The organism is Sphingopyxis sp. NJF-3 (genome assembly GCF_053514865.1).
Genome location: NZ_CM130726.1, coordinates 2512470 through 2536776 on the forward strand (window position 1 = coordinate 2512470; position 24307 = coordinate 2536776).

16 protein-coding genes and 1 pseudogene are annotated in these 24307 nt (G+C 65.5%); 8 read left to right on the forward strand and 9 right to left on the reverse strand.

Annotation, left to right across the window (positions count from 1 at the left end):
* Window positions 1-41 precede the first annotated feature (41 nt).
* Together rpoB and rpoC are read left to right on the forward strand one after the other, a co-directional pair.
* Complete coding sequence (rpoB, locus tag ACOTSS_RS12240) at window positions 42-4220, forward strand: DNA-directed RNA polymerase subunit beta (protein ID WP_448688421.1); 4179 nt, start codon at window positions 42-44, stop codon at window positions 4218-4220.
* A 53-nt stretch (window positions 4221-4273) separates the two neighbouring features.
* Window positions 4274-8557 (forward strand): DNA-directed RNA polymerase subunit beta', encoded by a 4284-nt coding sequence (rpoC, locus tag ACOTSS_RS12245; protein ID WP_448688422.1) that lies wholly within the window; start codon window positions 4274-4276, stop codon window positions 8555-8557.
* 109 nt (window positions 8558-8666) lie between these two features.
* Here the strand turns inward: rpoC and trxB are convergent, their stop codons facing one another.
* The gene (trxB, locus tag ACOTSS_RS12250) at window positions 8667-9632 is read right to left on the reverse strand and encodes a thioredoxin-disulfide reductase (RefSeq protein ID WP_448688423.1); all 966 of its coding nucleotides are present in this window, start codon (window positions 9630-9632) and stop codon (window positions 8667-8669) included.
* 95 nt (window positions 9633-9727) lie between these two features.
* Here trxB and ACOTSS_RS12255 point away from each other — a divergent pair, with 95 nt between their 5' ends.
* Together ACOTSS_RS12255 and ACOTSS_RS12260 are read left to right on the forward strand one after the other, a co-directional pair.
* On the forward strand, window positions 9728-10351 hold the full coding sequence (locus ACOTSS_RS12255; protein WP_448688424.1) for a class I SAM-dependent methyltransferase: 624 nt from the start codon (window positions 9728-9730) through the stop codon (window positions 10349-10351).
* A gap of 13 nt (window positions 10352-10364) precedes the next feature.
* Window positions 10365-11660, forward strand: coding sequence for a caspase family protein (locus ACOTSS_RS12260; RefSeq protein ID WP_448688425.1), 1296 nt, complete (start codon window positions 10365-10367; stop codon window positions 11658-11660).
* A gap of 314 nt (window positions 11661-11974) precedes the next feature.
* On the opposite strand, the gene trhO is transcribed toward ACOTSS_RS12260, so the two are convergent.
* The 5 genes and pseudogenes from trhO to ACOTSS_RS12285 all read right to left on the reverse strand — a co-directional run bounded on the left by trhO (window position 11975) and on the right by ACOTSS_RS12285 (window position 16725).
* A complete protein-coding gene (gene trhO, locus ACOTSS_RS12265; RefSeq protein WP_448688426.1) occupies window positions 11975-12715 on the reverse strand; it encodes an oxygen-dependent tRNA uridine(34) hydroxylase TrhO in 741 nt (246 codons plus the stop codon).
* 31 nt (window positions 12716-12746) lie between these two features.
* Entirely contained in the window at window positions 12747-14759 is a 2013-nt protein-coding gene (locus tag ACOTSS_RS12270) for a GMC family oxidoreductase N-terminal domain-containing protein (protein WP_448688427.1), read from the reverse strand.
* Between the two features lie 79 nt (window positions 14760-14838).
* A pseudogene (locus ACOTSS_RS12275) lies at window positions 14839-15454 on the reverse strand (DJ-1/PfpI family protein).
* A 67-nt stretch (window positions 15455-15521) separates the two neighbouring features.
* Window positions 15522-16442, reverse strand: a complete 921-nt coding sequence (dmeF, locus tag ACOTSS_RS12280; RefSeq protein ID WP_448688428.1) for a CDF family Co(II)/Ni(II) efflux transporter DmeF — start codon at window positions 16440-16442, stop codon at window positions 15522-15524.
* Window positions 16443-16452: 10 nt separating this feature from the next.
* Window positions 16453-16725, reverse strand: a complete 273-nt coding sequence (locus ACOTSS_RS12285) for a metal/formaldehyde-sensitive transcriptional repressor (RefSeq protein WP_095387165.1) — start codon at window positions 16723-16725, stop codon at window positions 16453-16455.
* A 121-nt stretch (window positions 16726-16846) separates the two neighbouring features.
* On the opposite strand from ACOTSS_RS12285, the gene ACOTSS_RS12290 reads away from it, so the two are divergent.
* From ACOTSS_RS12290 to ACOTSS_RS12300, 3 genes are all read left to right on the forward strand, one after another.
* The gene (locus ACOTSS_RS12290; protein ID WP_448688429.1) at window positions 16847-18025 is read left to right on the forward strand and encodes a vWA domain-containing protein; all 1179 of its coding nucleotides are present in this window, start codon (window positions 16847-16849) and stop codon (window positions 18023-18025) included.
* 173 nt (window positions 18026-18198) lie between these two features.
* Window positions 18199-19005 carry a lipid II flippase Amj family protein gene (locus ACOTSS_RS12295; protein WP_448688430.1) on the forward strand — a complete coding sequence of 269 codons (807 nt, stop codon included), beginning with the start codon at window positions 18199-18201 and terminating at the stop codon, window positions 19003-19005.
* Window positions 18998-19870 carry a DUF817 domain-containing protein gene (locus ACOTSS_RS12300; protein ID WP_448688431.1) on the forward strand — a complete coding sequence of 291 codons (873 nt, stop codon included), beginning with the start codon at window positions 18998-19000 and terminating at the stop codon, window positions 19868-19870. Before ACOTSS_RS12295 ends, ACOTSS_RS12300 begins: the two co-directional genes overlap by 8 nt.
* 7 nt (window positions 19871-19877) lie before the next feature.
* Here the strand turns inward: ACOTSS_RS12300 and ACOTSS_RS12305 are convergent, their stop codons facing one another.
* The 3 genes from ACOTSS_RS12305 to ACOTSS_RS12315 form a co-directional block, all read right to left on the reverse strand.
* Window positions 19878-21125: a M24 family metallopeptidase gene (locus ACOTSS_RS12305; RefSeq protein ID WP_448688432.1), complete on the reverse strand. Its 1248-nt coding sequence runs from the start codon at window positions 21123-21125 to the stop codon at window positions 19878-19880.
* Between the two features lie 147 nt (window positions 21126-21272).
* Window positions 21273-22484, reverse strand: a complete 1212-nt coding sequence (locus ACOTSS_RS12310) for an exo-beta-N-acetylmuramidase NamZ family protein (RefSeq protein WP_448688433.1) — start codon at window positions 22482-22484, stop codon at window positions 21273-21275.
* Window positions 22481-23029 carry a DOMON-like domain-containing protein gene (locus ACOTSS_RS12315; protein ID WP_448691342.1) on the reverse strand — a complete coding sequence of 183 codons (549 nt, stop codon included), beginning with the start codon at window positions 23027-23029 and terminating at the stop codon, window positions 22481-22483. Before ACOTSS_RS12315 ends, ACOTSS_RS12310 begins: the two co-directional genes overlap by 4 nt.
* 41 nt (window positions 23030-23070) lie before the next feature.
* Between ACOTSS_RS12315 and tyrS the strand changes: the two genes are divergently transcribed.
* Window positions 23071-24297: a tyrosine--tRNA ligase gene (gene tyrS, locus ACOTSS_RS12320; protein WP_448688434.1), complete on the forward strand. Its 1227-nt coding sequence runs from the start codon at window positions 23071-23073 to the stop codon at window positions 24295-24297.
* The last annotated feature ends 10 nt before the right edge of the window (window positions 24298-24307 follow it).

Genomic DNA, 24307 nt, shown 5'->3' on the forward strand with positions numbered 1-24307 from the left:
CGCGCTCGCGATTTGATTTTATTGAGGCGAGACAATCACATATGGCGACCAAGGCGAAGTCGGTGGGCAAGGCCCTCGAAGCAACCGCTAGCAAGCGAATCCGCAAGCTGTTCGGCAATATCCACGAAGCGGTGGAGATGCCCAACCTCATCGAGGTGCAGCGCGAATCCTATGAGCAGTTCCTGCGGTCCGACCCCTCGGTCGGCTATGTTTCGGGCCTCGAGAAGACGCTGCGCAGCGTGTTCCCGATCCGCGATTTCGCCGGCACCGCCGAGCTCGACTTCGTCCATTACGAACTCGAAGACCCGAAATACGACGTCGAGGAATGCCGTCAGCGCGGCATCACCTATGCGGCGCCGATGAAGGTCACGCTGCGCCTGATCGTCTTCGAGGTCGACAGCGAAACCGACACCCGCTCGGTTCTCGATATCAAGGAACAGGACGTCTACATGGGCGACATGCCGCTCATGACCGAGAACGGCACCTTCTTCGTCAACGGCACCGAGCGCGTCATCGTGTCGCAGATGCACCGCTCGCCGGGTGTGCTCTTCGACCATGACCGCGGCAAGACCCACTCGTCGGGCAAGTTCCTGTTCGCCGCGCGCGTCATTCCGTACCGCGGTTCGTGGCTCGACTTCGAATTCGACGCCAAGGACATCGTCAACGTCCGCATCGACAGGAAGCGCAAGCTGCCGGTCACCAGCCTCCTCTATGCGCTGGGCATGTCGGGCGAGGAAATCCTCAACCATTTCTATGACCGCCTGATCTTCGAGCGCGCCGAGAATGGCTGGAAGGTTCCCTTCGTCGTTGAGAATTGGCGCGGTTCGAAGCCCGCGTTCGACGTGGTGGACGCCAAGACCGGCGAAGTCGTCTTCGCCGCCGGCCACAAGATCAGCCCGCGCCTCGCCAACAAGGCGGCGAAGGACGGTCTCGACACGCTGCTGATCCCGACCGAGGAAATCTTCGGCCGCTATTCGGCGTACGACCTGATCAACGAAGCGACCGGCGAGATCTATATCGAGGCGGGCGACGAAGTGACCGCCGAGAATCTCGAGAAGCTCGACGCTGCGGGCATCGACCAGCTCGTGCTGCTCGACATCGACCACAACAACACCGGTCCCTGGATCCGCAACACGCTGAAGGCCGACAAGGCCGAGGATCGCGACCAGGCGCTGTCGGACATCTACCGCGTCATGCGCCCCGGCGAACCGCCGACGCGCGAGACCGCGGAAGCGCTGTTCGGCGGGCTGTTCTTCGACCCCGAGCGCTACGACCTGTCGGCGGTGGGCCGCGTCAAGCTCAACATGCGCCTCGGCCTCGACGCCGAGGACACGGTGACGACGCTGCGCGCCGAGGACATCCTCGCCGTGGTCAAGGAGCTGGTGAACCTGAAGGACGGCAAGGGCGAGATCGACGATATCGACAATCTCGGCAACCGCCGCGTGCGTTCGGTCGGCGAATTGCTCGAAAACCAGTATCGCGTCGGCCTGCTGCGCATGGAGCGCGCGGTGAAGGAGCGCATGTCGTCGGTCGACGTGTCGACGGTGATGCCGAACGACCTGATCAACGCGAAGCCCGCGGTCGCCGCGGTGCGCGAATTCTTCGGCTCGTCGCAGCTTTCGCAGTTCATGGACCAGACCAACCCGCTGTCGGAAGTCACCCACAAGCGCCGCGTGTCGGCGCTCGGGCCGGGCGGCCTGACCCGCGAGCGCGCGGGCTTCGAGGTCCGCGACGTCCACCCGACCCACTATGGCCGCATCTGCCCGATCGAGACGCCCGAAGGGCCGAACATCGGTCTGATCAACAGCCTCGCGACCTTCGCGCGCGTCAACAAATACGGCTTCATCGAGACGCCGTACCGCCGCATCATCGACGGCAAGGTGACCAACGAGGTCGTCTATCTGTCAGCGATGGAAGAGCAGAAGCACACCGTCGCGCAGGCGAACGCCGACCTCAACCCCGACGGCAGCTTCATCGACGAGCTGATCTCGGCACGCGAGGCGGGCGAGTTCCTGATGGCGCCGCGCGACCAGATCACGCTGATGGACGTGTCGCCGAAGCAGCTCGTTTCGGTCGCGGCCTCGCTGATCCCGTTCCTTGAAAACGATGACGCCAACCGCGCGCTGATGGGGTCGAACATGCAGCGCCAGGCGGTGCCCTTGCTTCGCGCTGAGGCTCCGGTCGTCGGCACCGGCATGGAAGGCACCGTCGCGCGCGATTCGGGCGCGGCGATCGCGGCGCGCCGCGGCGGCGTGATCGACCAGGTCGACGCGACCCGCATCGTCATCCGCGCGACCGACATGGTCGAGCCGGGCAAGTCGGGCGTCGACATCTATCGCCTGCAGAAGTTCCAGCGGTCGAACCAGAACACCTGCATCAACCAGCGTCCGCTGGTGAAGGTGGGCGACGTGGTCCGCACCGGCGACATCATCGCCGACGGCCCGTCGACCGAGCTCGGCGAGCTGGCGCTCGGCAAGAATGTGCTCGTCGCGTTCATGCCGTGGAACGGCTACAACTATGAGGACTCGATCCTCATTTCCGAACGCATCGTGAAGGACGACGTCTTCACCTCGATCCACATCGAGGAATTCGAAGTCACGGCGCGCGACACGCGCCTCGGGCCCGAGGACATCACCCGCGACATCCCGAATGTCGGCGAGGAAGCGCTGCGCAACCTCGACGAGGCGGGCATCGTCTATATCGGCGCCGAAGTCGGCCCGGGCGACATCCTCGCCGGCAAGATCACCCCCAAGGGTGAATCGCCGATGACGCCGGAAGAGAAGCTGCTGCGCGCGATCTTCGGCGAAAAGGCCAGCGACGTGCGCGACACCTCGCTCCGCCTGCCGCCGGGCGTGTCGGGCACCGTCGTCGAGGTCCGCGTCTTCAACCGTCACGGCATCGACAAGGACGAGCGCGCGATCGCGATCGAACGCGAAGAGATCGAGCGGCTGAAGCAGGACGCCGACGACGAGCGCGCGATCCTCAACCGCGCGACCTTCTCCAGCCTCAAGGACCTGCTGATCGGTCAGACGACCAGCGCGGTGCCGAAGGGCCTGAAGAAGGGCGACGAGGTCAGCGAGGAAATGCTGACCGGCCTCGATCGCTCCGACTGGTGGAAGCTCGCCGTCGTCGACGACAAGGCGCAGACCGCGCTCGAGGCGATCAAGGCGCAGTATGACGACGCGATCAAGCGGATCAACGCGAAGTATGAGGATCGCGTCGAAAAGCTGCAGCGCGGCGACGAACTGGCGCCGGGCGTGCTCAAAATGGTCAAGGTCTTCGTCGCGGTGAAGCGCAAGCTGCAGCCGGGCGACAAGATGGCCGGCCGTCACGGCAACAAGGGCGTCATCAGCCGCATCCTGCCGAACGAGGACATGCCGTTCCTCGAAGACGGGACGCCGGTCGACATCGTGCTCAACCCGCTGGGCGTGCCGTCGCGCATGAACGTCGGGCAGATCCTGGAGACGCACCTTGGCTGGGCCTCGCGCGGCCTCGGACGGCAGGTCACGCAGGCGCTGGAGGATTGGCGCGACGCCAACCCCGACGCGACCGGCGGCCAGATGCCCGAAGCGGTGCGCGACACGCTGGAGCATGTCTATGGCGCCGAATATACGGCCGACATCCAGTCGCGCGATGCCGACAGCATCGTCGAGCTCGCGTCGAACCTGAAGGTCGGCGTCCCGTTCGCGACGCCGGTGTTCGACGGCGCGAAGGAAGCCGACGTGTCGAGCATGCTGACGCTGGCGGGTCTCGACTCGTCGGGCCAGTCGGACCTCTACGACGGCCGCACCGGCGACAAGTTCGACCGCAAGGTGACCGTGGGCTACATCTATATGCTGAAGCTCCACCACCTCGTCGACGACAAGATCCACGCGCGGTCGATCGGCCCCTACTCGCTCGTCACCCAGCAGCCGCTGGGCGGCAAGGCGCAGTTCGGTGGTCAGCGCTTCGGTGAAATGGAGGTCTGGGCGCTCCAGGCCTATGGCGCCGCCTACACGCTGCAGGAAATGCTGACGGTGAAATCCGACGACGTGATCGGCCGCACCAAGGTCTATGAAGCGATCGTCAAGGGCGACGACACCTTCGAGGCCGGCATTCCCGAAAGCTTCAACGTGCTCGTCAAGGAAATGCGCTCGCTGGGCCTCAACGTCGAGCTTTCGTCCTATGCGGACGAAGACCCCGACGAAGGTCCCGAAGCCCTTCCCGAAGCCGCCGAATGATTTTTCCTCACCCCTCTCGCCCTGCGGCGAGAGGGGAAGATGGAGCCTAGAATATGAACCAGCTTACCAACTTCATGAACCCGGTCGCGAAGCCCGAAACCTTCGACATGATCAAGATCGGCATCGCGAGCCCCGAGCGCATCCGCTCGTGGTCGTTCGGCGAGATCAAGAAGCCCGAGACGATCAACTACCGCACGTTCAAGCCCGAGCGTGACGGCCTGTTCTGCGCGCGCATCTTTGGTCCGATCAAGGATTATGAATGCCTGTGCGGCAAGTACAAGCGCATGAAATACAAGGGCATCGTCTGCGAGAAGTGCGGTGTCGAAGTCACGGTCACGAAAGTGCGCCGCGAGCGCATGGGCCATATCGAGCTCGCCGCGCCGGTCGCGCACATCTGGTTCCTGAAGTCGCTGCCGTCGCGCATCGGCCTGCTGCTCGACATGCAGCTGAAGCAGCTCGAGCGCGTCCTGTACTTCGAGGCCTATATCGTCCTCGAGCCCGGCCTGACCCCGCTCGAGAAGTTCCAGCTTCTGACCGAAGACGAACTGCTCGACGCGCAGGACGAATATGGCGAAGACGCCTTCTCGGCCGGCATCGGCGCCGAGGCGATCCGTGTCCTGCTCGAAAATCTCGACCTCGAACAGGAACGCGTCGACCTGATGGAAGAGCTGGCGACGACCAAGTCGGAACTCAAGCCCAAGAAGATCATCAAGCGCCTGAAGGTCGTCGAGAGCTTCATCGAATCGGGCAACCGCCCCGAGTGGATGATCCTCGAAGTCGTGCCGGTTATCCCGCCCGAACTGCGCCCGCTGGTGCCGCTCGACGGGGGCCGCTTCGCGACGTCGGATTTGAACGACCTCTATCGCCGCGTGATCAACCGCAACAATCGTCTCAAGAGGCTGATGGAGCTGCGCGCGCCGGACATCATCGTCCGCAACGAAAAGCGCATGCTGCAGGAAGCCGTCGACGCATTGTTCGACAACGGCCGCCGCGGCCGCACGATCACCGGCGCCAACAAGCGTCCGCTCAAGTCGCTGTCCGATATGCTCAAGGGCAAGCAGGGCCGCTTCCGTCAGAACCTGCTCGGCAAGCGCGTCGACTATTCGGGCCGTTCGGTCATCGTGACCGGTCCCGAACTCAAGCTGCACCAGTGCGGCCTGCCGAAGAAAATGGCGCTCGAGCTGTTCAAGCCGTTCATCTACGCGCGCCTCGACGCCAAGGGTCTGTCGATGACCCTGAAGCAGGCGAAGAAGTGGGTCGAAAAGGAACGCAAGGAAGTCTGGGACATTCTCGACGAAGTCATTCGCGAGCACCCGGTCCTGCTGAACCGCGCGCCGACGCTCCACCGCCTCGGCATCCAGGCGTTCGAGCCGGTGCTGATCGAGGGCAAGGCGATCCAGCTTCACCCGCTGGTCTGCGCCGCGTTCAATGCCGACTTCGACGGTGACCAGATGGCCGTGCACGTCCCGCTGAGCCTCGAAGCCCAGCTCGAAGCGCGCGTGCTGATGATGTCGACCAACAACATCCTCAGCCCCGCGAACGGCAAGCCGATCATCGTTCCATCGCAGGACATGGTGCTGGGTCTCTATTATCTGTCGCTGGAGCGCGAAGGCGAGCCGGGCGAGGGCATGCTGCTCGCCGACATGGCCGAAGTGCACCAGGCGCTCTACACGGGCGCGGTGACGCTGCACACCAAGGTGATCAGCCGCGTTCCGCAGACCGATGAAGAGGGCAACGAGTATCTGAAGCGGTTCGAGACCACCCCGGGCCGCATGCTGATCGGCGAATGCCTGCCGAAGTCGCACACCGTGCCCTTCGACGTCGTCAACCGCCTTCTGACCAAGAAGGAAATCGGCGACGTGATCGACCAGGTCTATCGCCACACCGGCCAGAAAGAGACCGTGCTGTTCGCCGACGCCATCATGGCGCTGGGCTTCCGCAACGCGTTCAAGGCGGGCATCTCGTTCGGCAAGGATGACATGATCATCCCGGCGTCGAAGGAAGGCATGGTCGACGAAACTCGCGCGCTCGTGAAGGATTTCGAGCAGCAGTATCAGGACGGCCTGATCACGCAGCAGGAAAAATACAATAAGGCGATCGACGCCTGGTCGCAGTGCGGCGACAAGGTCGCGAACGCGATGATGGAGGAAATCCGCGCGACGCCGAAGCTCGACGACGGCCGTCTCGCCCCGATCAACTCCATCTACATGATGGCGCATTCGGGTGCCCGCGGTAGCCAGGCGCAGATGAAGCAGCTCGCCGGCATGCGCGGCCTGATGGCCAAGCCGTCGGGCGAGATCATCGAAACGCCGATCATCTCGAACTTCAAGGAAGGCCTGACCGTCCTTGAATATTTCAACTCGACCCACGGCGCCCGCAAGGGCCTCGCGGACACCGCGCTCAAGACGGCGAACTCGGGTTACCTGACCCGCCGCCTCGTCGACGTGTCGCAGGACTGCGTCGTGATCGAGGAGGATTGCGGCACCGAACGCGGCATGGAAATGCGCGCGATCGTGCAGGGCGGTTCGACGATCGCCTCGCTCGGTGAGCGCATCCTCGGCCGCACGACGCTCGAGGACGTCGCCGACAAGGACGGCAACGTCATCGCTCCGGTGGGCACGCTGCTCGACGAAGCGATGGTCGCGAAGATCGAGGACGCCGAAGTGCAGGCGGTCAAGATCCGCAGCCCGCTGGTCTGCGAAGCGACGCTGGGCGTCTGCGCCAAATGCTATGGCCGCGACCTGGCGCGCGGTACGCCGGTGAACATCGGCGAGGCGGTCGGCGTCATCGCCGCCCAGTCGATCGGCGAGCCCGGCACCCAGTTGACGATGCGGACCTTCCACATCGGCGGCGCGGCGCAGGTCAACGAGCAGTCGAACCTCGAAGCCATCTCCGACGGCACGATCGAATATCGCGACATGGCGACGATCGTCGACCAGCGCGGCCGCCGTCTGGCGCTGTCGCGTTCGGGCGAGATCGCGGTCATCGACAGCGAGGGCCGCGAGCGCGCGACCCACAAGCTGCCCTATGGCGCGCAGATCATGCACAAGGACGGCGAGAAGGTGAAGAAGGGCGACCGGATCGCCGAATGGGATCCGTTCACCATGCCGCTGATCACCGAAAAGAACGGTGTCGTGAAGTATCAGGACCTGATCGATTCCAAGACGCTGATCGAGCAGGTCGACGAAGCGACCGGCATCGCGCAGCGCGTCGTGATCGAATATCGCGCCGCCGGCCGCGGCAAGAAGGAAGACCTTCAGCCGCGCCTGACCCTGCTCGACGACGCCTCGGGCGAAGCCGCGCGCTACCTGCTCGCGGTCGGCACGATGCTGTCGGTCGAGGACGGCCAGGAAGTGCAGGCGGGCGACGTTCTCGCTCGTGTGACCCGCGAAGCGTCGAAGACGCGCGACATCACCGGCGGTCTGCCGCGCGTTGCCGAGCTGTTCGAAGCGCGCATTCCGAAGGACAACAGCGTCATCGCGAAGATCAGCGGTCGCATTGAATTCGTCAAGGATTACAAGGCGAAGCGCAAGATCGCGATCGTTCCCGAGGAAGGCGATCCGATCGAGTATCTGATCCCCAAGTCGAAGGTTCTGGAAGTGCAGGAAGGCGACCATGTGAAGCGCGGCGACGCGCTGATCTCGGGCTCGCCGAACCCGCACGACATTCTCGACGTCATGGGCGTCGAGGCGCTGGCCGAATATCTGGTCGCGGAAATCCAGGAAGTCTATCGACTCCAGGGCGTGAAGATCAACGACAAGCACATCGAGGTGATCGTCCGCCAGATGCTGCAGAAGGTCGAGATCACCGACGGCGGCGACACCACGCTGCTGCCGGGCGAACAGCTCGATTATCTGGAGATGATGGAATATAACGCGAAGCTGCCGAAGAACGGCAAGCCCGCCGAAGGACGCCCGGTGCTGCTGGGCATCACCAAGGCGAGCCTGCAGACGCGCAGCTTCGTGTCGGCCGCGTCCTTCCAGGAAACGACCCGCGTCCTCACCGAAGCGTCGGTGCAGGGCAAGGTCGACTCGCTGATGGGCCTCAAGGAGAATGTCATCGTCGGCCGCCTGATCCCGGCGGGCACCGGCGCTGCCATGAACCGCGTTCGCGTCACCGCCTCGTCGAAGGATGCCGCGCTTCGCGCCGCGATGCGCGCCGCGAACCAGGAGCATCTGATCGCGCCGCAGACCGCGGCCGAGGAGCATGAGGCCGAACTGGCGCAGGGCCCCGAAGCCGCGATGGGCGACGACCCGCTCGGCAAGGTGCAGGGCGAGGACTTCACGACCGACGACGTGATGGTCGAAGAGCGTCCCGAAGGCGGCGAGGAAGAATAAGCCTCGCCGGCCCGATGGCCCGACAAAAAGCCCCGCCGGAGCGATCCGGCGGGGCTTTTTTCGTTGACGGTGAGCAGGAGGATCAGGGCAGACGGCGCGGGTCCTGGCCCTATGCGTCCACCATCGCGTGATACTCGGCCTCGGCTAGAAAGCGTTCGGCGTCGAGCGCCGCCATGCAGCCCATGCCCGCCGCGGTCACCGCTTGGCGGTAGACCTTGTCCGTCACGTCGCCCGCCGCGAACACGCCGGGGATCGCGGTCAGCGACGTGCCCGGCGTGACCTCGAGATAACCGTCGGCGTCGAGCGGCAGCTTGCCCTTGAACAGTTCGGTCGACGGGCTGTGGCCGATCGCGACGAAGCCGCCGTCGGTCGGCTCGTGGCTCGCGGCGCCGGTGACGGTGTCGATCAGGTCGACCCCGACCAGCCCCGCCGTCCCCTCGCCCGCGACGAAGCGGTCGACCGTCTTGTTCCACAAAACCTTGATCTTCGGATTGGCGAAGAGGCGATCCTGCAGGATCTTTTCGGCGCGCAGGCTGTCGCGGCGGTGGATCAGCGTAACGTCGTCACTGTGATTGGTGAGGTAGAGTGCCTCCTCGACCGCGGTGTTGCCGCCGCCGATCACCACCACCTTCTTGCCGCGATAGAAGAAGCCGTCGCAGGTTGCGCAGGCCGACACGCCCTTGCCCCCGAGTTCCTGCTCGCCCGGAACGCCCAGCCACTTCGCCTGTGCGCCGGTCGCGATCACCAGCGTTTCAGCGAGGTATACGTCGCCGCCGTCGCCGGTCAGCTTGAACGGGCGCTGCGACAGATCGACGTCGACGATCGTGTCCCAGATCATGCTGGTGCCGACATGGACCGCCTGCGCGGTCATCTGTTCCATCAGCCAGGGGCCCTGGATCACCTCGGCGAAGCCGGGATAATTTTCGACGTCGGTGGTGATGGTGAGCTGGCCGCCCGGCTGGAGCCCCTGCACGACGATCGGCTGCATCCCCGCGCGCGCCGCGTAAATCGCCGCCGACAGGCCGGCGGGGCCGGAGCCGAGAATGAGCATCTTGGTGTGGTGCGTGGTGGGCATGACGATCCTTTGCGGCCCTGTGCCGGACAGCACAGATGGGTGTTGCCAATCGCGCTAGCAAGGCTCACCTTCCGCGCCAAGGGGGAGTCGCGCAGATGCCGAGCTGGTGGGAGCGTCACGGGGTACCGCGCCTGATCAAATGCGCCTGTTCGCAGGGGCAGATCATGAAGCTGCGCAGCCAGGTCGTGCCGCAGGCATCGGGCGACGTGCTGGAGCTTGGCTGCGGCGGCGGCATCAACATGGAATTCTACGACCCCGCCCGCATCGCGCGCTTCAGCGGTCTCGACCCGTCGCCCGAACTGCTCGCGATGAGCCGCGCGGCGGCGCAGGGGCGCGGGATCGACGCCGACATCCGGGGCGGCGTGGGCGAGGCGATGCCGTTCGAAAGCGGACGCTTCGATACCGTCGTCACCACCTTCACCCTCTGCTCGGTCGCCGACCCCGCGGCGGTGCTCGCCGAGATTCGCCGCGTGCTCAAACCCGGCGGCACTGCGCTGTTCCTCGAACATGGCGCCGCCCCCGACGCCGGCGTCGCGAAATGGCAGCGGCGGATCGAACCGCTGTGGAAGCGCATCGGCGGCAATTGCCACCTGACGCGCCCGATCGCCGACGCCTACGCCCGCGCTGGCTTCGCGGTCGACCGCCGCGGCGCGCGCTATATGCCCAAGACCCCCCGGCCCTTCGGCTGGGTCGAATATGGAGCCGCCCACGCATCGTAGAGAGGATGCCGCGATGACCCGATTCTGGCTGACCCTGCTCTCCCTGTTGTTCCTCCTCGCGCCGACGGCGGCCGAAGCGCGCAAGGTCGCGCTGGTGATCGCCAACGCCGCCTATGCGCACGCCACGCCGCTCGCCAACCCGGTCAACGACGGCAAGCTCGTCGCCGACGCGGCAAAACGCGCCGGGTTCGACGACGTCACGGTCGCTGACAATCTCACCAACAAGGCGTTCCAGGACGCGATGCGCGACTTTCGCGCCAAGGCCGACGGGGCCGAGGTGGCGATGGTCTATTTCGCCGGCCACGGGATCGAGGCGCAGGGGAAGAACTGGCTGGTCCCGGTCGATGCCGAGCTGAAGTCCGACCTCGACCTTCCCTATGAGGCGATCAATCTCGACCGGCTGATGGAGGCGGTGTCGGGAGCGCAGATTCGCCTGATCGTCCTCGATTCGTGCCGCAACAATCCGTTCGGCAAGAATTGGCGCTCGGGAACCCGCGCCATCGCGCGCGGACTCGCGGGGGTCGAGGCCGACGATGTGCTGGTAATCTTCGCCGCCGCGCCGGGGCAGACCGCCGCCGACGGCACCGGCGGCAACAGCCCCTTTGCGGAGGCGCTCGCGCGGCGCTTGCCGCAGCCCGACCTGCCGGTGCAGTTGCTCGGCGGCGCGATCCGCGACGATGTGCTCGCCGCGACCGGCGGCAACCAGCGTCCCTTCGTCAGCGCGAGCATCACCGGCACGCCGGTCTATCTGGTTCCACGCACCGTCGCGACGCTCGTCGCCCCGCCGCCCGCCGCGCCCGCGACCGACCGCGCGGTCAGCGAGGAACTGCTCTGGAAGGGCGCGCTCGCCGAAAGCAGCGTACGCGCGTTCAGCGCCTATCTCTCCGAATTTCCGGGCGGACGCCATGCGGCCGACGCCTCCGATGCAATCGCCCGCCTGCTTCAGCCGAGCGCCGACGGCGCGGTGCGCAGCGGCCAGTATCGCGTTTCGGACATCGTCATCGAATGCGTGAAGGTCACCGGCTTCCTGGGGCTTCCCGACCAGCTCTTCCTGCGCTTCGGCGGCGACCAGCGGTTCCCCGAGAGCAAGAAGGACAGCTATACGATGAAAAAGGGCCAGCGCTGGGTCATTCCGCGCAGCTTCGATTTCGACGGCAATTCGACGGTCCAGCTGCTTGAGGACGACGACGTCGGCGGCAGCGACATCCTCGGCACGATCGATCTCGAACCGCGCACCGGCAGCTTCGTGCGCACGCTGAACGGCGACCGCAGCGAATATCGGGTGACATACCGGGTGAGCGCGGAGTGACGGCGCGAGGCGACGGCAGGTAGCGGCCGATTGCGGACGTTGCGGCTGAATCGGCCACGGTATAGATAATGCCTTGGCTCGGAGGAGATATTGCTGTGAAACCAAAGGATAATTGGTCACTGCTAATGGCGTTCGTGATGATTGGCTTGGGTTGGGTGGCCTTCGACCGTATCGTCGAGAATTGGACGTGGCCTATATTTGTGGCGTCCGCTTGCCTCCTTTTTTACCGAGCATATCGACCAAGAAAGGAAAACTCACATTAGGTCATAACATTCGCTTCCCACCCCCAAAGCCGCCGCGCGCTCAACCTAACCCTATTCCCCCTCTCCCACCTCGACCAGCCCATGCCCGACGCTTACGCGCTCGTCGAAGACGAAGCAGCTGCCGCGCCAGCGGCTCTCACCTGCGGGCACCTGCTCGAGATAGGCGAGGATGCCGCCCTTCAAATGGACGACATCCTCAACGCCTTCGCTCTTCAGGAAGGCCGTCGATTTCTCGCAGCGGATGCCGCCGGTGCAGAACATCGCGATGCGCTTTCCCGCCAGGCGGTCGGCGTTGGCGCGCCACCAGTCGGGAAAATCGCCGAAGCTTCTGGTATGCGGGTTGAGCGCGCCTTCGAAACTGCCGTAACCGACCTCGAAATCGTTGCGCGTGTCGATCAGCACGATGTCCGGATCGTCGACGAGCGCATTCCAGTCGGCCGGGTCGACATAGGGCGCGGCATCGCGCGCGGGATCGATCCCCGCGACCTTCATCGTCACGATTTCCTTCTTCAACCGCACCTTCATGCGCTGGAACGGCATCGCGGCGGCGGTCGAATATTTGACGTCGAGATCGGCGCAGTCAGGCAGCGCGCGGAGATGCGCGATGACGGCGGCAACGCCCCCGGCGCTCCCCGCGATCGTCCCGTTGACCCCCTCGCGCGCGAGGAGCAGCGTGCCCTTGATCCCCTGCGCCGCGCAAAGGTCGATCAGCGGAGCACGCAGCGCGGCGGGATCGTCGAATGGCGCGAAGCGATAGAGGGCGGCGACAGTGAAGCTCATGGCGCGGCTCATAGCCGTGCCCCGTTCCGAACAAAAGTCTCCGTCACCGAAACGGATCGCCCCTCCCTGTCACATAATGCGCCATCGCCATCGTGGTCCATTGCGCGTTCACGCGAATGCAGCTCGGGAAGACGCTGGCGTCGGTGACGAGCACATTGGTCGTGCCGTGGACGCGGCATTCGGGGTCGACGATGCCGTGTTGCGGATTCTCGTTGATCGCATTGCCGCCGTGCGGATGGCTGCTCGACAGCGTCACATCGTCGGCCTCGCGGATCGCGTCCTCGAAGAAGGCATCGATGTCCATATCCGGGGTCACCGTCTGCCCGACCGTCAGCGCCGGGTAGCATTCGATCGCGCCGGCGGCGAAATGCACCTTGGTCAGCGTCGCCATCGCGCGGCGCAGCACCGGCAGGTCCTCCTCGGCGTCGAGCTGGAATTTCAGCTTGCCGTCCTTCACCCGCCCGCGGCGGTCGGCGGGGAACAGGATGCCCGCCGAATGGACGCGATCGTAATTCTTCATCCGCGCGCTATGATCGGCGAACCAGCCGGGCATCAGCGAGGCCATCGCCATCGGCGGCTGAAAATGGCTTTCGAGCAGGAAGTCGCCGCAATCGACATAGCTCGCCATCTGGTCCTCGTCCCACGCGTCGCCGCCGACGCCCTCGGGCATCAGCGCCACGACGGGCGAAGCGACGTTGAGCGATACCTGATGGCCGGTCCTATCAATATCGCTGCGGTCGAGCAGCTTCGACGAGGCGATCGTGCCGCAGGCGACGATCACGCCGACGCGGGCGCGAACCAGCGCCTTCGATCCGTCGGGCAGCACCAGCTTCACCGCCTCGGCCTCGCGCCGCCCGTCGATCGCGGTCTGCCAGACGATCCGGTCGGCCTTGGTGCCGGGCAGGATGCGCGCGCCGAAATCGCGGCACGCCTCGGGCAGATAGGTCTGCGCCATCCCCATCCGCCGGCCATAGGCGCAGCCCGAATTGCAATAACCGCAATAGGCGCAGGCGGTCGGCGTGTTCGGCGGCCCGAAATTTTTCGCGAACCAGTCGGCGACCGCGCGCCGCTCCCTGGGATCGGTCGAGGTGGCGGCATGCGCAGCCCAGCCGTTCAGGAGGTGCGGGCCATTATGGCGCCCGCTGCGCGGTTCGATCTTCGCGATGCCCAGCTTCGCCTGCACCGCGTCATAGCTCGCGTGAAAGGCGGCCGCGTCGATCGGCGCCCCCATGTTCGCCCATCGGGCGAGGATGTCGGGCGCGTCGGGATGGGTGCGCCCCGCCTCGTTGACGCGCAGGCAGATGCCGTTGTTGATCGTCGACGATCCGCCGACGCAGCGCCCCTGGAACACCACGAAATCGCGGTTGGTCGAGGTTTGCAACGCGCCGTGCTTGAACAGTTCGGCGACCATGTCGAGCTCGTGGTGGGTGATGCGCGGCGAGGGGTAGAAGGGTCCCGCCTCGACGATCAGCACCCTATAGCCCTGCGCCGCCACGTTATAGGCCGCGACCGCGCCGCCCGCGCCCGACCCGACAACGATCACGTCATATTCGGGTTCGAGATCGGCGGCGCCCAGCACATGCGCGGGATCGATCTCGCGCCCATCGACGCGGGTGATCGGCATCTCGCCCGCGCCGCGCGCGCGAAACTTCGGCAGGGTGAAGCCGATCTGGGCGTGCACCGGATTGGCGACATTGGCGTCCTGGTCGCCGGGCTCGGTCCCCGGCTGCCAATGGCCGTAATAGCAGGCGTAGATGATCCCGCGCAGCCGCGCCATATCCTGGAACAGATCGAACTGGCTGTTCTGCAGCCGGCCGCGGATCCGCTCGGCGCGCGTTTCGACGCGCGACGCGGCGAACAGCGGCCCCAGCACGATTTCGGTCGCGGTCAATGAAAGCTGGATCTCGTCGAGCTTCGTGCCGCCGACCTTCGCGAACAGTTCGCAGACATTGGCAACCACCTGATCGGCCGAGATCACCATCTCCGCCTCGTGGAACAGCGCCTCGGTCAGCGCCTTCAGAAATTTGAGCTGCCCGAAATTGAACGGTGCCGCCATCGCCCTGCCCCCTTTGCCCTTGATCGCAGATGCCGGTTTATAGCCGGTCGAGGCAAGGCGTATTGTACGGGATCGCCAGTTAAGCCGCTGCCTCCACGGGCAGGAACGGCCGCACCGTCGCCATCGCCCGCGCAATATAAAGCTCTTTCTCGCCTTACCGGCGCGACATAGTGCAGCGCCGCCTCGGCCGCAGGTTCGCCCGCGAGCCGCGAAATGATCCACGCCGCGAGATATTGCGACGCCAGGCAGCCGCCGGCGGTCGCGACATTGCCGTGCGCGACGAAAGGCGCGTCGAGCACCTCGACCCCCGCTTCGATCACCCATGGCTTGGTGGTGAGGTCGGTGCAGGCAGGCAGGTCGCCGATCAGCCCCAGCTTCGCGAGCAGCAGCGTCCCCGAACATTGCGCGCCGATGAGCTGGCGTTCGGGTTCGAGCCGGATGCGCGCCAGCAGATCGGCATCGGCGGCATAGTCGCGCGTGCGGACGCCGCTGCCGATGATCACTGCATCGGCCTCCGCGGCGAATTCCAGCGGCTTCTGCCGTTCGACCGTCACGCCGTTCATCGAGGTCACCTGCGGCGTCGGCGCGGTGATATGCGCGGCCCAGCCCTGCCCGCGCAGCCGGTTCAGGATCGCGGCGGCGACGAAGCTGTCGAGCTCGTTGAAGCCGTCGAACGTCAGAACCGCGATCTGCATCTCATCCTCCGTGTGGGAACTGAGGCGATCTATCATTCCGGGACCGGAAGCGAAATGCCCCTTCGGATCAGCGAATCGCGATGGTCAGATGCGCGATGGAATCGATATCGGCGAGGCGCCCGCGCAATTCGGCTTCGTTCACCCGGCCCTCGACCTCGACGATCGCGGCGCGCGCCTGCGGCCCGACGCGCCAGACATGCAGGTCGGCGAGGCGCAGCCCCGCCATCGCGTCGATCCGCTCGCGCAGCGCCGCGGCGAGTTCCGCGTCGGTCTCGTCGAGCAGGATCGCCGCGGTGTCGCGCATCAGGCTCCACGACCAGCGCGCGATGACGATCGCGCCGACGATGCCCATCGCCGGATCCATCCAGCGCAGCCCGAGGTAGCGCCCCGCGAGCAGCGCCGCGATCGCGAGGAGCGAGGTCAGCGCATCGGCGAGGACATGGAAATAGGCCGAGCGAAGGTTGTTGTCGTGCCCATGATGGTGATGGCCTTCGGGACCGTGGTCATGATCGTGGTCGTGCCCGTGATGATGCCCGCCCATCAGCAGCAGCGCGCTGACGATATTGACCACCAGCCCGAGCACCGCGACGAACGTCGCACTGGCGAAATCGACGCGCACCGGGTCGATCAGCCGCAGCACCGATTCGACCGCGATCCCGATCGAGAAGATGCCGAGGATCAGCGCCGAGGCGAAACCCGTCAGGTCGCCGACCTTGCCGGTGCCGAAGCTGAAGCGCGGATCGTGCCGGTGGTTCTTCGCATAGCGATAGGCGAGCGCCGCAAGCCCCAGCGCACCCGCATGCGTCGCCATATGAAAGCCGTCGGCGAGCAGCGCCATCGATCCGGTCCAGTATCCCGCCGCGATCTCGCCGACCATCATCACGGCGGTCAGCGCGACCACCCACAGGGTCCGCTTCGCATTCTCGTCGTGCGAGGCGCCCAGAAAGTCGTGGATATGCCGGGTGGCCGGAGAATCGCTGTCGGACATAGGCCGCACCCTATTTCGCGTAGCGGCGGATCACCGCCAGCAGTTCGTCGGCGCCCGCGGCGCGCTCGGCGTCGCTGAGCCCGGGAAGCGCGACATGCTCGGTCAGATGCTCGGCGATCACCTCGTCGAGCAGCCCGTTCACCGCCCCGCGCACCGCCGCGACGCGGTGCAGGACGGTGGCGCAGGGCTCGTTCGCGGCGAGCGCCTTCTCGACCGCGGCGACCTGGCCGGCAATGCGGCGGACACGAGCGAGAAGCTCGGGGCGCGTAGCTAGGTGGCTCATACCATACCCCCCTATAGTATATTTTCGGCCAGCGCAACCGGCCGTTCCGCGTCGCCCGCCGTCACTTTCCGTTTACGTAAAGCGGTTGCGTCCCCCGCCGCGACGGGTTACGCCGACATCCATGTTTTTCGGCTTCCTCGACGAATTGCGCGCCGCGGGCATTCCCGCCAGCCTCAAGGAGCATCTGATGCTGCTCGAGGCGCTCGACCGCGAGGTGATCGACCGCAGCCCCGAGCAATTCTATTATCTCTCCCGCGCCATCTATGTGAAGGACGAGGGGCAGCTCGACCGCTTCGATCAGGTGTTCAACAAGGTTTTCAAGGGCCTGCTCACCGATTACGGCCAGAATCCGGTCGACATCCCCGAGGAATGGCTGAAGGCGGTCGCCGAGAAATATCTGACTCCCGAGGAAATGGAGGCGATCAAGTCGCTCGGCTCTTGGGACGAGATCATGGAGACGCTGAAGCAGCGGCTCGAGGAACAGCAGAAGCGCCACCAGGGCGGCAACAAGTGGATCGGCACCGGCGGCACCTCCCCCTTCGGCAATTCGGGCTATAACCCCGAAGGCGTGCGGATCGGCGGCGAGAGCAAGCATAAGCGGGCCCTGAAGGTCTGGGAAAAGCGCGAGTTCCAGAATCTCGACAACACCAAGGAACTCGGCACCCGCAACATCAAGATCGCGCTCCGCCGCCTGCGCAAGTTCGCGCGCGAGGGCGCGGCCGACGAGCTCGATATCCCGGGCACGATCGACGGCACCGCGCGGCAGGGCTGGCTCGATATCCGCATGCGCCCCGAACGACGCAACGCGGTGAAGCTGCTGCTCTTCCTCGATGTCGGCGGATCGATGGACCCGTTCATCAAGCTCTGCGAGGAATTGTTCAGCGCCGCGACGAGCGAGTTCAAGAACCTCGAATTCTTCTATTTCCACAACTGCCCCTATGAAGGCGTGTGGAAGGACAACAAGCGGCGCTGGTCCGAACGGCATCAGATGTGGGACATTCTCCACAAATATGGCCATGATTACAAAGTGATCTTCGTCGGCGACGCGTCGATGAGCGCCTATGAGATCACCCATCCGGGCGGCAGCGTCGAGCATTTCAACGAGGAAGCGGGCGCGGTGTGGATCCAGCGGATGACGCACGTCTATCCCGCCGCGGTGTGGCTGAACCCGGTGCCCGAGGCGCATTGGGGATACACCCAGTCGGTGAAGCTGATCAAACAGCTGATGAACGACCGCATGTATCCGCTGACGCTCGCGGGGCTCGACGATGCGATGCGCGAGTTGACGCGAAAGCATTGACGGCGCGGCGGGGTGCGCTAGGCAACGTCGATCGAATTTTTCGCTTTCTCTTTTGCCCGTTCGTGCCGAGCTTGTCGAAGCACCGTTCTTTCTTTGACGCTTGAAGAGGAACGGCCCTTCGACAGGCTCAGGGCGAACGGAAGAAGGGGCAGCTTATTGGAAAGACCGGGTCGATGATCGACCTCCCCCTCGTCACCATCCTCCTGCTCACCGGCTTCATCAACCTGATCGGCGCGCTCGCCTACGCCGCGCGGATCGCGGGGGTGCGGACGCGGCGGATCGCGATGTCCTTTGCGCTGTTCAACATCCTCGTGCTCTTTTCGCGCACGTCGAACAGCTTTCTGGGCCCCTTCCTCGCCAAGCGGATCGAGACGCGCATCCACGACGGCAGCGGCGCGTCGCTGTTCGTTGACATGCAACTCGTGCTCGCGGCGGCGAGCGCCGCGACGCTGGTCGGCATCCTCCTCGTGCCGACCGGGCAGCGGATGTTCGCCGCCGCCATCGGCTGGTATCAGGACAATCGCTCGACCACGAAACTCGCGCTCAAGGCGGCGAGCCCCGCCGGGGTGCGCACCCTGCGCCAGTCGCTCCGCTTTCCGAGCCTTGCGCATCTCAGGGGCTGGCACATGCCGCAGGGGATCGGCTGGGGCGTGCTGATCGCCAACTGCCTCGCGCAATCCCTGCTCGCGGTCGGGGTGGTCGCCTCGCTCTACGCCGGCTATCTCGCCCCCGAATTCCGCGTTACCGCATCACAGCTGTCGGCGCTGATCAACGGCTTTGCGACGATCCTGCTTTTCGCCTTCATAGACCCGCAATTGTCGGTGATGACCGACGACGCGGTCGAGGGGAAGGTCGACGAGGCCGACTTCCGCCGCGCGATCACCTTCATCTCGCTGAGCCGCCTCGCCGGCACGGTCCTCGCCCAAGCCCTGCTGCTCCCCGCCGCGTCGCTGATCGCGCTCGTTGCCGTCCATGTCTGAACCGCGCCGCGCCCATTCGCGCTTCTATCGCGTCCGCGCGCGGCTCGAGGCAATGGCGGTCGAGCCCGGGCCGCGCGGCTGGTTCCTCGAATTCCTCGTCTTCGGCTTCAAGCAAGGCTGGGCCTGCCTGTTCGGGGCGCTGATGCTGACGCTGCTGCTCGGAACGCACTTCTACTGGCCCGACAGCGCGCCGATCCACCGCTATGACGCGATCACCATCGGCGCGGTGCTGATCCAGCTCTCCATGCTCGCCTTCCGGCTCGAAACGCCGAAAGAGGCGGTGGTCATCCTGATCTTCCACATCGTCGGCACGGTGATGGAGCTGTTCAAGACCGCGGCGGGATCGTGGCAATATCCCGAGGGCAGCCTGCTCCATATCGGCGCGGTGCCGCTCTTCTCGGGCTTTATGTACGCCGCGGTCGGCAGCTATATCGCGCGCGTCTGGCGCATCTTCGATTTCCGCTACACGGGCTACCCGCCCGCCTGGACGAGCTACGCCCTCGCCGCGGCGATCTACGTCAATTTCTTCGCGCATCACTGGCTGCCCGACATCCGCTGGATCCTGTTCGCGGCGACCGCGCTGCTCTTCTGGCGCTGCCAGGTGTGGTTCCGTCCGCTGCGCGTCCATCGCCGCATGCCGCTGCTGGTCGGCTGGGCGCTCGTCGCGCTGTTCATCTGGTTCGCCGAGAATATCGGCACCTTCGCCCGCGCGTGGACCTACCCCAGCCAGCAGGACGGCTGGCATATGGTCGGGGTGGAAAAGCTCGGCAGCTGGTATTTGCTGATGATCATCTCGTTCGTGCTGGTCAGCCTGGTGCAGCGACCGCGGGGGCTGGACGACGACTCCCGGCCGCGCTCAAGCTGACCGAAGATCAACCGATCGGGTCGTCGAACGACACCGGCGGCTTGCTGAACCATTGGGGTCCGCTTTCGGTCATATGGAAGCAATCCTCCAGCCGGATGCCGAATTCGCCGGGGATGTAGATGCCGGGCTCGTTCGAGAAACACATGCCGGGGGCGAGCCGCGTCGTCTCGCCGCGCACTAGGTTGACGGGTTCGTGCCCGTCGAGCCCGATGCCGTGTCCGGTGCGGTGCGAGGTGCCGGGAAGCTTGTAGCCGGGGCCGTAGCCGAGGCTTTCGTAGTAGCGGCGTACCGCGTCGTCGACCGCGCCCGCCGGGGTGCCGAGCTTCGCCGCCTCGAAGGCGACGAGCTGGCCCTTGCGCATCTGTTCCCACACCTGCCGCTCGCGCGCGGTCGCGGTGCCGTGCACCCAGCTTCGCGAGACGTCGGATTGATAGCCGTGGACGTTGCAGCCGCAGTCCATCAGCACGACCTCGCCCGGCCGCACCATCTGCGGCTGGCCGCTGCCGTGCGGATAGGCGCTCGCCTCGCCGAGCAGCACCAGCGCGAATTCGGGCGACCCGCCGAGCGCCTTGGTCGCGCCGTTCATGATCACCCTGATGTCGGCCGGCGTCATTCCCGCCACGACGCGCGGCGCGGTATAGCGATAGGCGGCCATGGTGATGTCGGTGGCGAGGCTCATCAGCGCGATCTCGGCCGCCGACTTGATCATGCGGCACCCACGCACGACCGGGGCGCCGTTGACCACGGTAGCACCCGGCATCGCCTTTTCGAGCCCGTCGACCGCGAAATAGCGCACCGTCTCCTCGACGCCGATGCGGCCCTTGGTCAGCCCGCGCTTGCCGAGCCACGCCGCGACCGCGGCGAGCGGATTCTCGTCCTCGTTCCACGTCAGTACCTCGGCCTCGACGCCCAGGCTTTCGCGCACCGAAGGTTCTTCGAAGAAGGGGGTGACGATCGCCACCTCGCCCTCGCGCGTCAGCACCGCGGCGGTCAGCCGCTCGCTGCGTCCCCAGCGGACGCCGGTGAAATAGATGAGGCTCGCGCCGGGCTCGATCAGCAGCGCGTCCATATCGTTCGCGCGCAGTAGCGCGGTCGCCTTGGCCAGCCGCGCCTTATGCTCGTCGGCGCCGATCGGCTTCGCATCCTTCGCCATGTTCGCCAGGCCCGCGAAATCGTCGGCCGCCCAGCTTGCCGCGGGCAGGCTCGCCGCGAGGCCGCCGATCGCCGCCGCGCCCAGAAAATTCCGCCGGTGCATGATCTCAACTACTCCCTGTTCCCCGTTCGCCCTGAGCTTGTTGAAGGGCCGTCCTTCCTTTTGACGTCGGATAGAGAAAAAGGACAGTGCTTCCCCCGGACTTGATCCGGGGTCAGCACGAACGGATTTTAATGTCCATCCAATGGGCTAACGATAAAGCTGCACGCCGTCCACTTCCTCGCGCCACGCCGCCTCGTCGGGCAACGCAAGCGCGTCGAGGTCGCCCGGCTCGGCGCCGGCATCGTCGACCCACTCGCGCAGCAGCGGCGAGCCGTTGATCACGTCGATCGCGAGCACATCCTCGGTATATTCATATTTGAAATCGGTGCCGCGCCAGATCGGGTAATCCGGATATAGATTGCGGATTGCCTTGAACCCCAGCGCCTGCACGCGCCACGGCCGGAACGCGGCGGGGTCGTACCACGGCCCGTCGGCATGGATATGAACGCCGCTGCTCAATGCGCCGACATGCTTGTGGAAGGTCGGCTGGAACCAGATGTCGCGCAGCTTGCATCCGCCGAGCCAGCCGGGCGCGAGTCGCCGCATTTCGGCGATCACCGCGCGCGCGTCGATATCGGGCGCGCCGAACAGTTCGAGCGGGCGCGTCGTGCCCCGCCCTTCGCTCAGCGTCGCGCCCTCGACCATCACTGTTCCGGCATAGGCACGCGCCATGTTGACGTTCGCGGCATTCGGGCTCGGATTGATCCACGCCCGCTCCGGCGGCCAGCCGAAACCCGGCGCGGCATCGGGGTTCCATCCGTCCATTTCGATCACGCGATAATCAACGTCGAGCCCGAAGTGGCGGACGAACCAGTGCCCCATCTCGCCCATCGTCAACCCGTGCCGCATCGCCATCGGCCCGGCCCCGACGAAGCTCTCCCAGCCGGGGCGGAGCAGCGTGCCCTCGACGGGACGCCCTGCCGGGTTCGGCCGGTCTAGCACCCACACCGCCTTGCCATGCTCGGCCGCTGCCTCGAGCACATAGAGCAGGGTGGTGATGAAGGTGTAGATGCGGCAGCCGAGATCCTGAAGATCGACCAGCATCACGTCGAACGTATGCATCGACTGGCCGGTCGGTCGCCGCACTTCGCCATAGAGGCTAAAACAGGGGACACCATAAACCGGATCGGTGAAATCCGGCGACTCCATCATATTGTCCTGCAGGTCGCCGCGTACCCCGTGCTGCGGCCCGAACACCGCACTGACGTTGACCCCCGCCGCGACCAGCGCGTCGAGGCTGTGGGTGAGGTCCGCGGTGACCGAGGCGGGATGCGCGAGCAGCGCGACGCGCCGTCCCTCCAGCGGCTTGCGGAGCGCGGGGTCGGCGAGCAGGCGGTCGATGCCGAACAGGATCGTCATGCCGGGTCGGGTGCCCCAAGCGTCAGCGTAAAGCAATCGGGATGATGGAAATCGGGCTTCCCTGGCGGGTGGCACAGCGCCCAATAGCTTTTGGTGCCGTCGGTTTCCTCGATGATCGCGGAGAGGGCGACCTTACTGCCGCGATCGGGAAAGATGCCGGGCTCGACGCGCAGCGCATAGCGCGCCGGCTCGCGTTCGGCCGCCATGTCCCACGGCGCCAGATCGTCGGGGCCAAGCAGCGAGCGATAATCGTCGAACTGGTAGCAGGCCCAGCGGCCGTCGGGCGCATAGTTGAATTCGGTATAGTCGGGGGTGCCATCCTCGGTCAGGAAAGCCTCGAAGCAGGTGCCCTGCCACAGCCCGTCGGTCGCGCCATCGGCGATCACGAGCTGCCCGTCGCCCGCGGGCAGGACGATGCGGTCGATCTCGCCCTCGACGACGAAGCGGAGCACGAAGCCGTCGTCGAAGGACAGGCCGATCTCGACCGACAGCGCGCGGACAGCGCGCGCCGGAGTGGCCGGGTGGCAGAGCAGTTCCTTGCGCACGCTATCCAAATCGCAAACCCCATGCTAAGCGCCCGCGCGCTATGACGACTTACAAATCCGACCTGCTACGCCTGCTCGACGAGCGAGGCTATATCCACCAGACGACCGATGCGGAAGGGCTCGATGCGCTTGCGGCGAAGCAGATCATCCCGGCCTATATCGGTTTCGACGCAACCGCGCCCAGTCTGCATGTCGGCAGCCTCGTCCAGATCATGATGCTGCGCCGCCTGCAGCAAACGGGGCACAAGCCCGTCGTGCTGATGGGCGGCGGGACGACGCGGATCGGCGACCCTACCGGGCGCGACGAAAGTCGCAAGATGCTGTCGGATCAGACGATCGAGGACAATATCGCGTCGATCCGCACGATCTTCGAACCCTTCCTGACCTTCGGCGACGGGCCGACCGACGCGGTGATGGTCAACAACCACGACTGGCTGGGGAAGCTCGGCTATATCGAGCTGCTGCAGGAGGTCGGGACGCATTTCACGATCAACCGCATGCTGACCTTCGATTCGGTCAGGCTGCGGCTTGACCGCGAACAGCCGATGACCTTCCTCGAATTCAACTATATGATCCTCCAGGGCTATGATTTCCGCCATTTGTCGAAGGACATGGGGGTGCGCCTCCAGATGGGCGGGTCGGACCAGTGGGGCAATATCGTCAATGGCGTCGAACTCGGCCGCCGGATGGACGGCGCCGAGCTCTATGGCCTGACGACGCCGCTGCTGACCACCGCGGCGGGCGCAAAAATGGGCAAGACCGCGGCCGGCGCGGTCTGGTTAAATGCCGACCAACTGTCCCATTTCGACTATTGGCAATATTGGCGCAACTGCGACGACCGCGACGTCGGGCGCTTCCTGAAGCTGTTCACCGATCTGCCGATGGACGAGATCGCAAGGCTCGAAGCGCTCGAAGGCGCCGAGATCAACGAGGCGAAGAAGATCCTCGCGAATGCTGCGACCGCGATGTGCCGCGGCGCGGAGGCGGCGCGAACCGCCGCCGAGACCGCGACACAAACCTTTGAAAAGGGCCATATCGGCGGCGATCTGCCGCAGGTCGCGGCGCCCGCCGAAGGCTTGCGCATTCTCGACGCGCTGCGCGAACTCGGCTTCGCGGCCTCGAACAAGGAAGCACGGCGCAAGCTCGACGAAGGCGCGGTGAGAGCGGGCGGCGTCGTCATCCGCGATCCGAACCATCTGATCCAGCCCGCCGACGAGCCGGTCCCGGTCAGCCTGGGCGCCAAGAAACACGGCCTCGTGACGCGATGAGTCGAGCGCG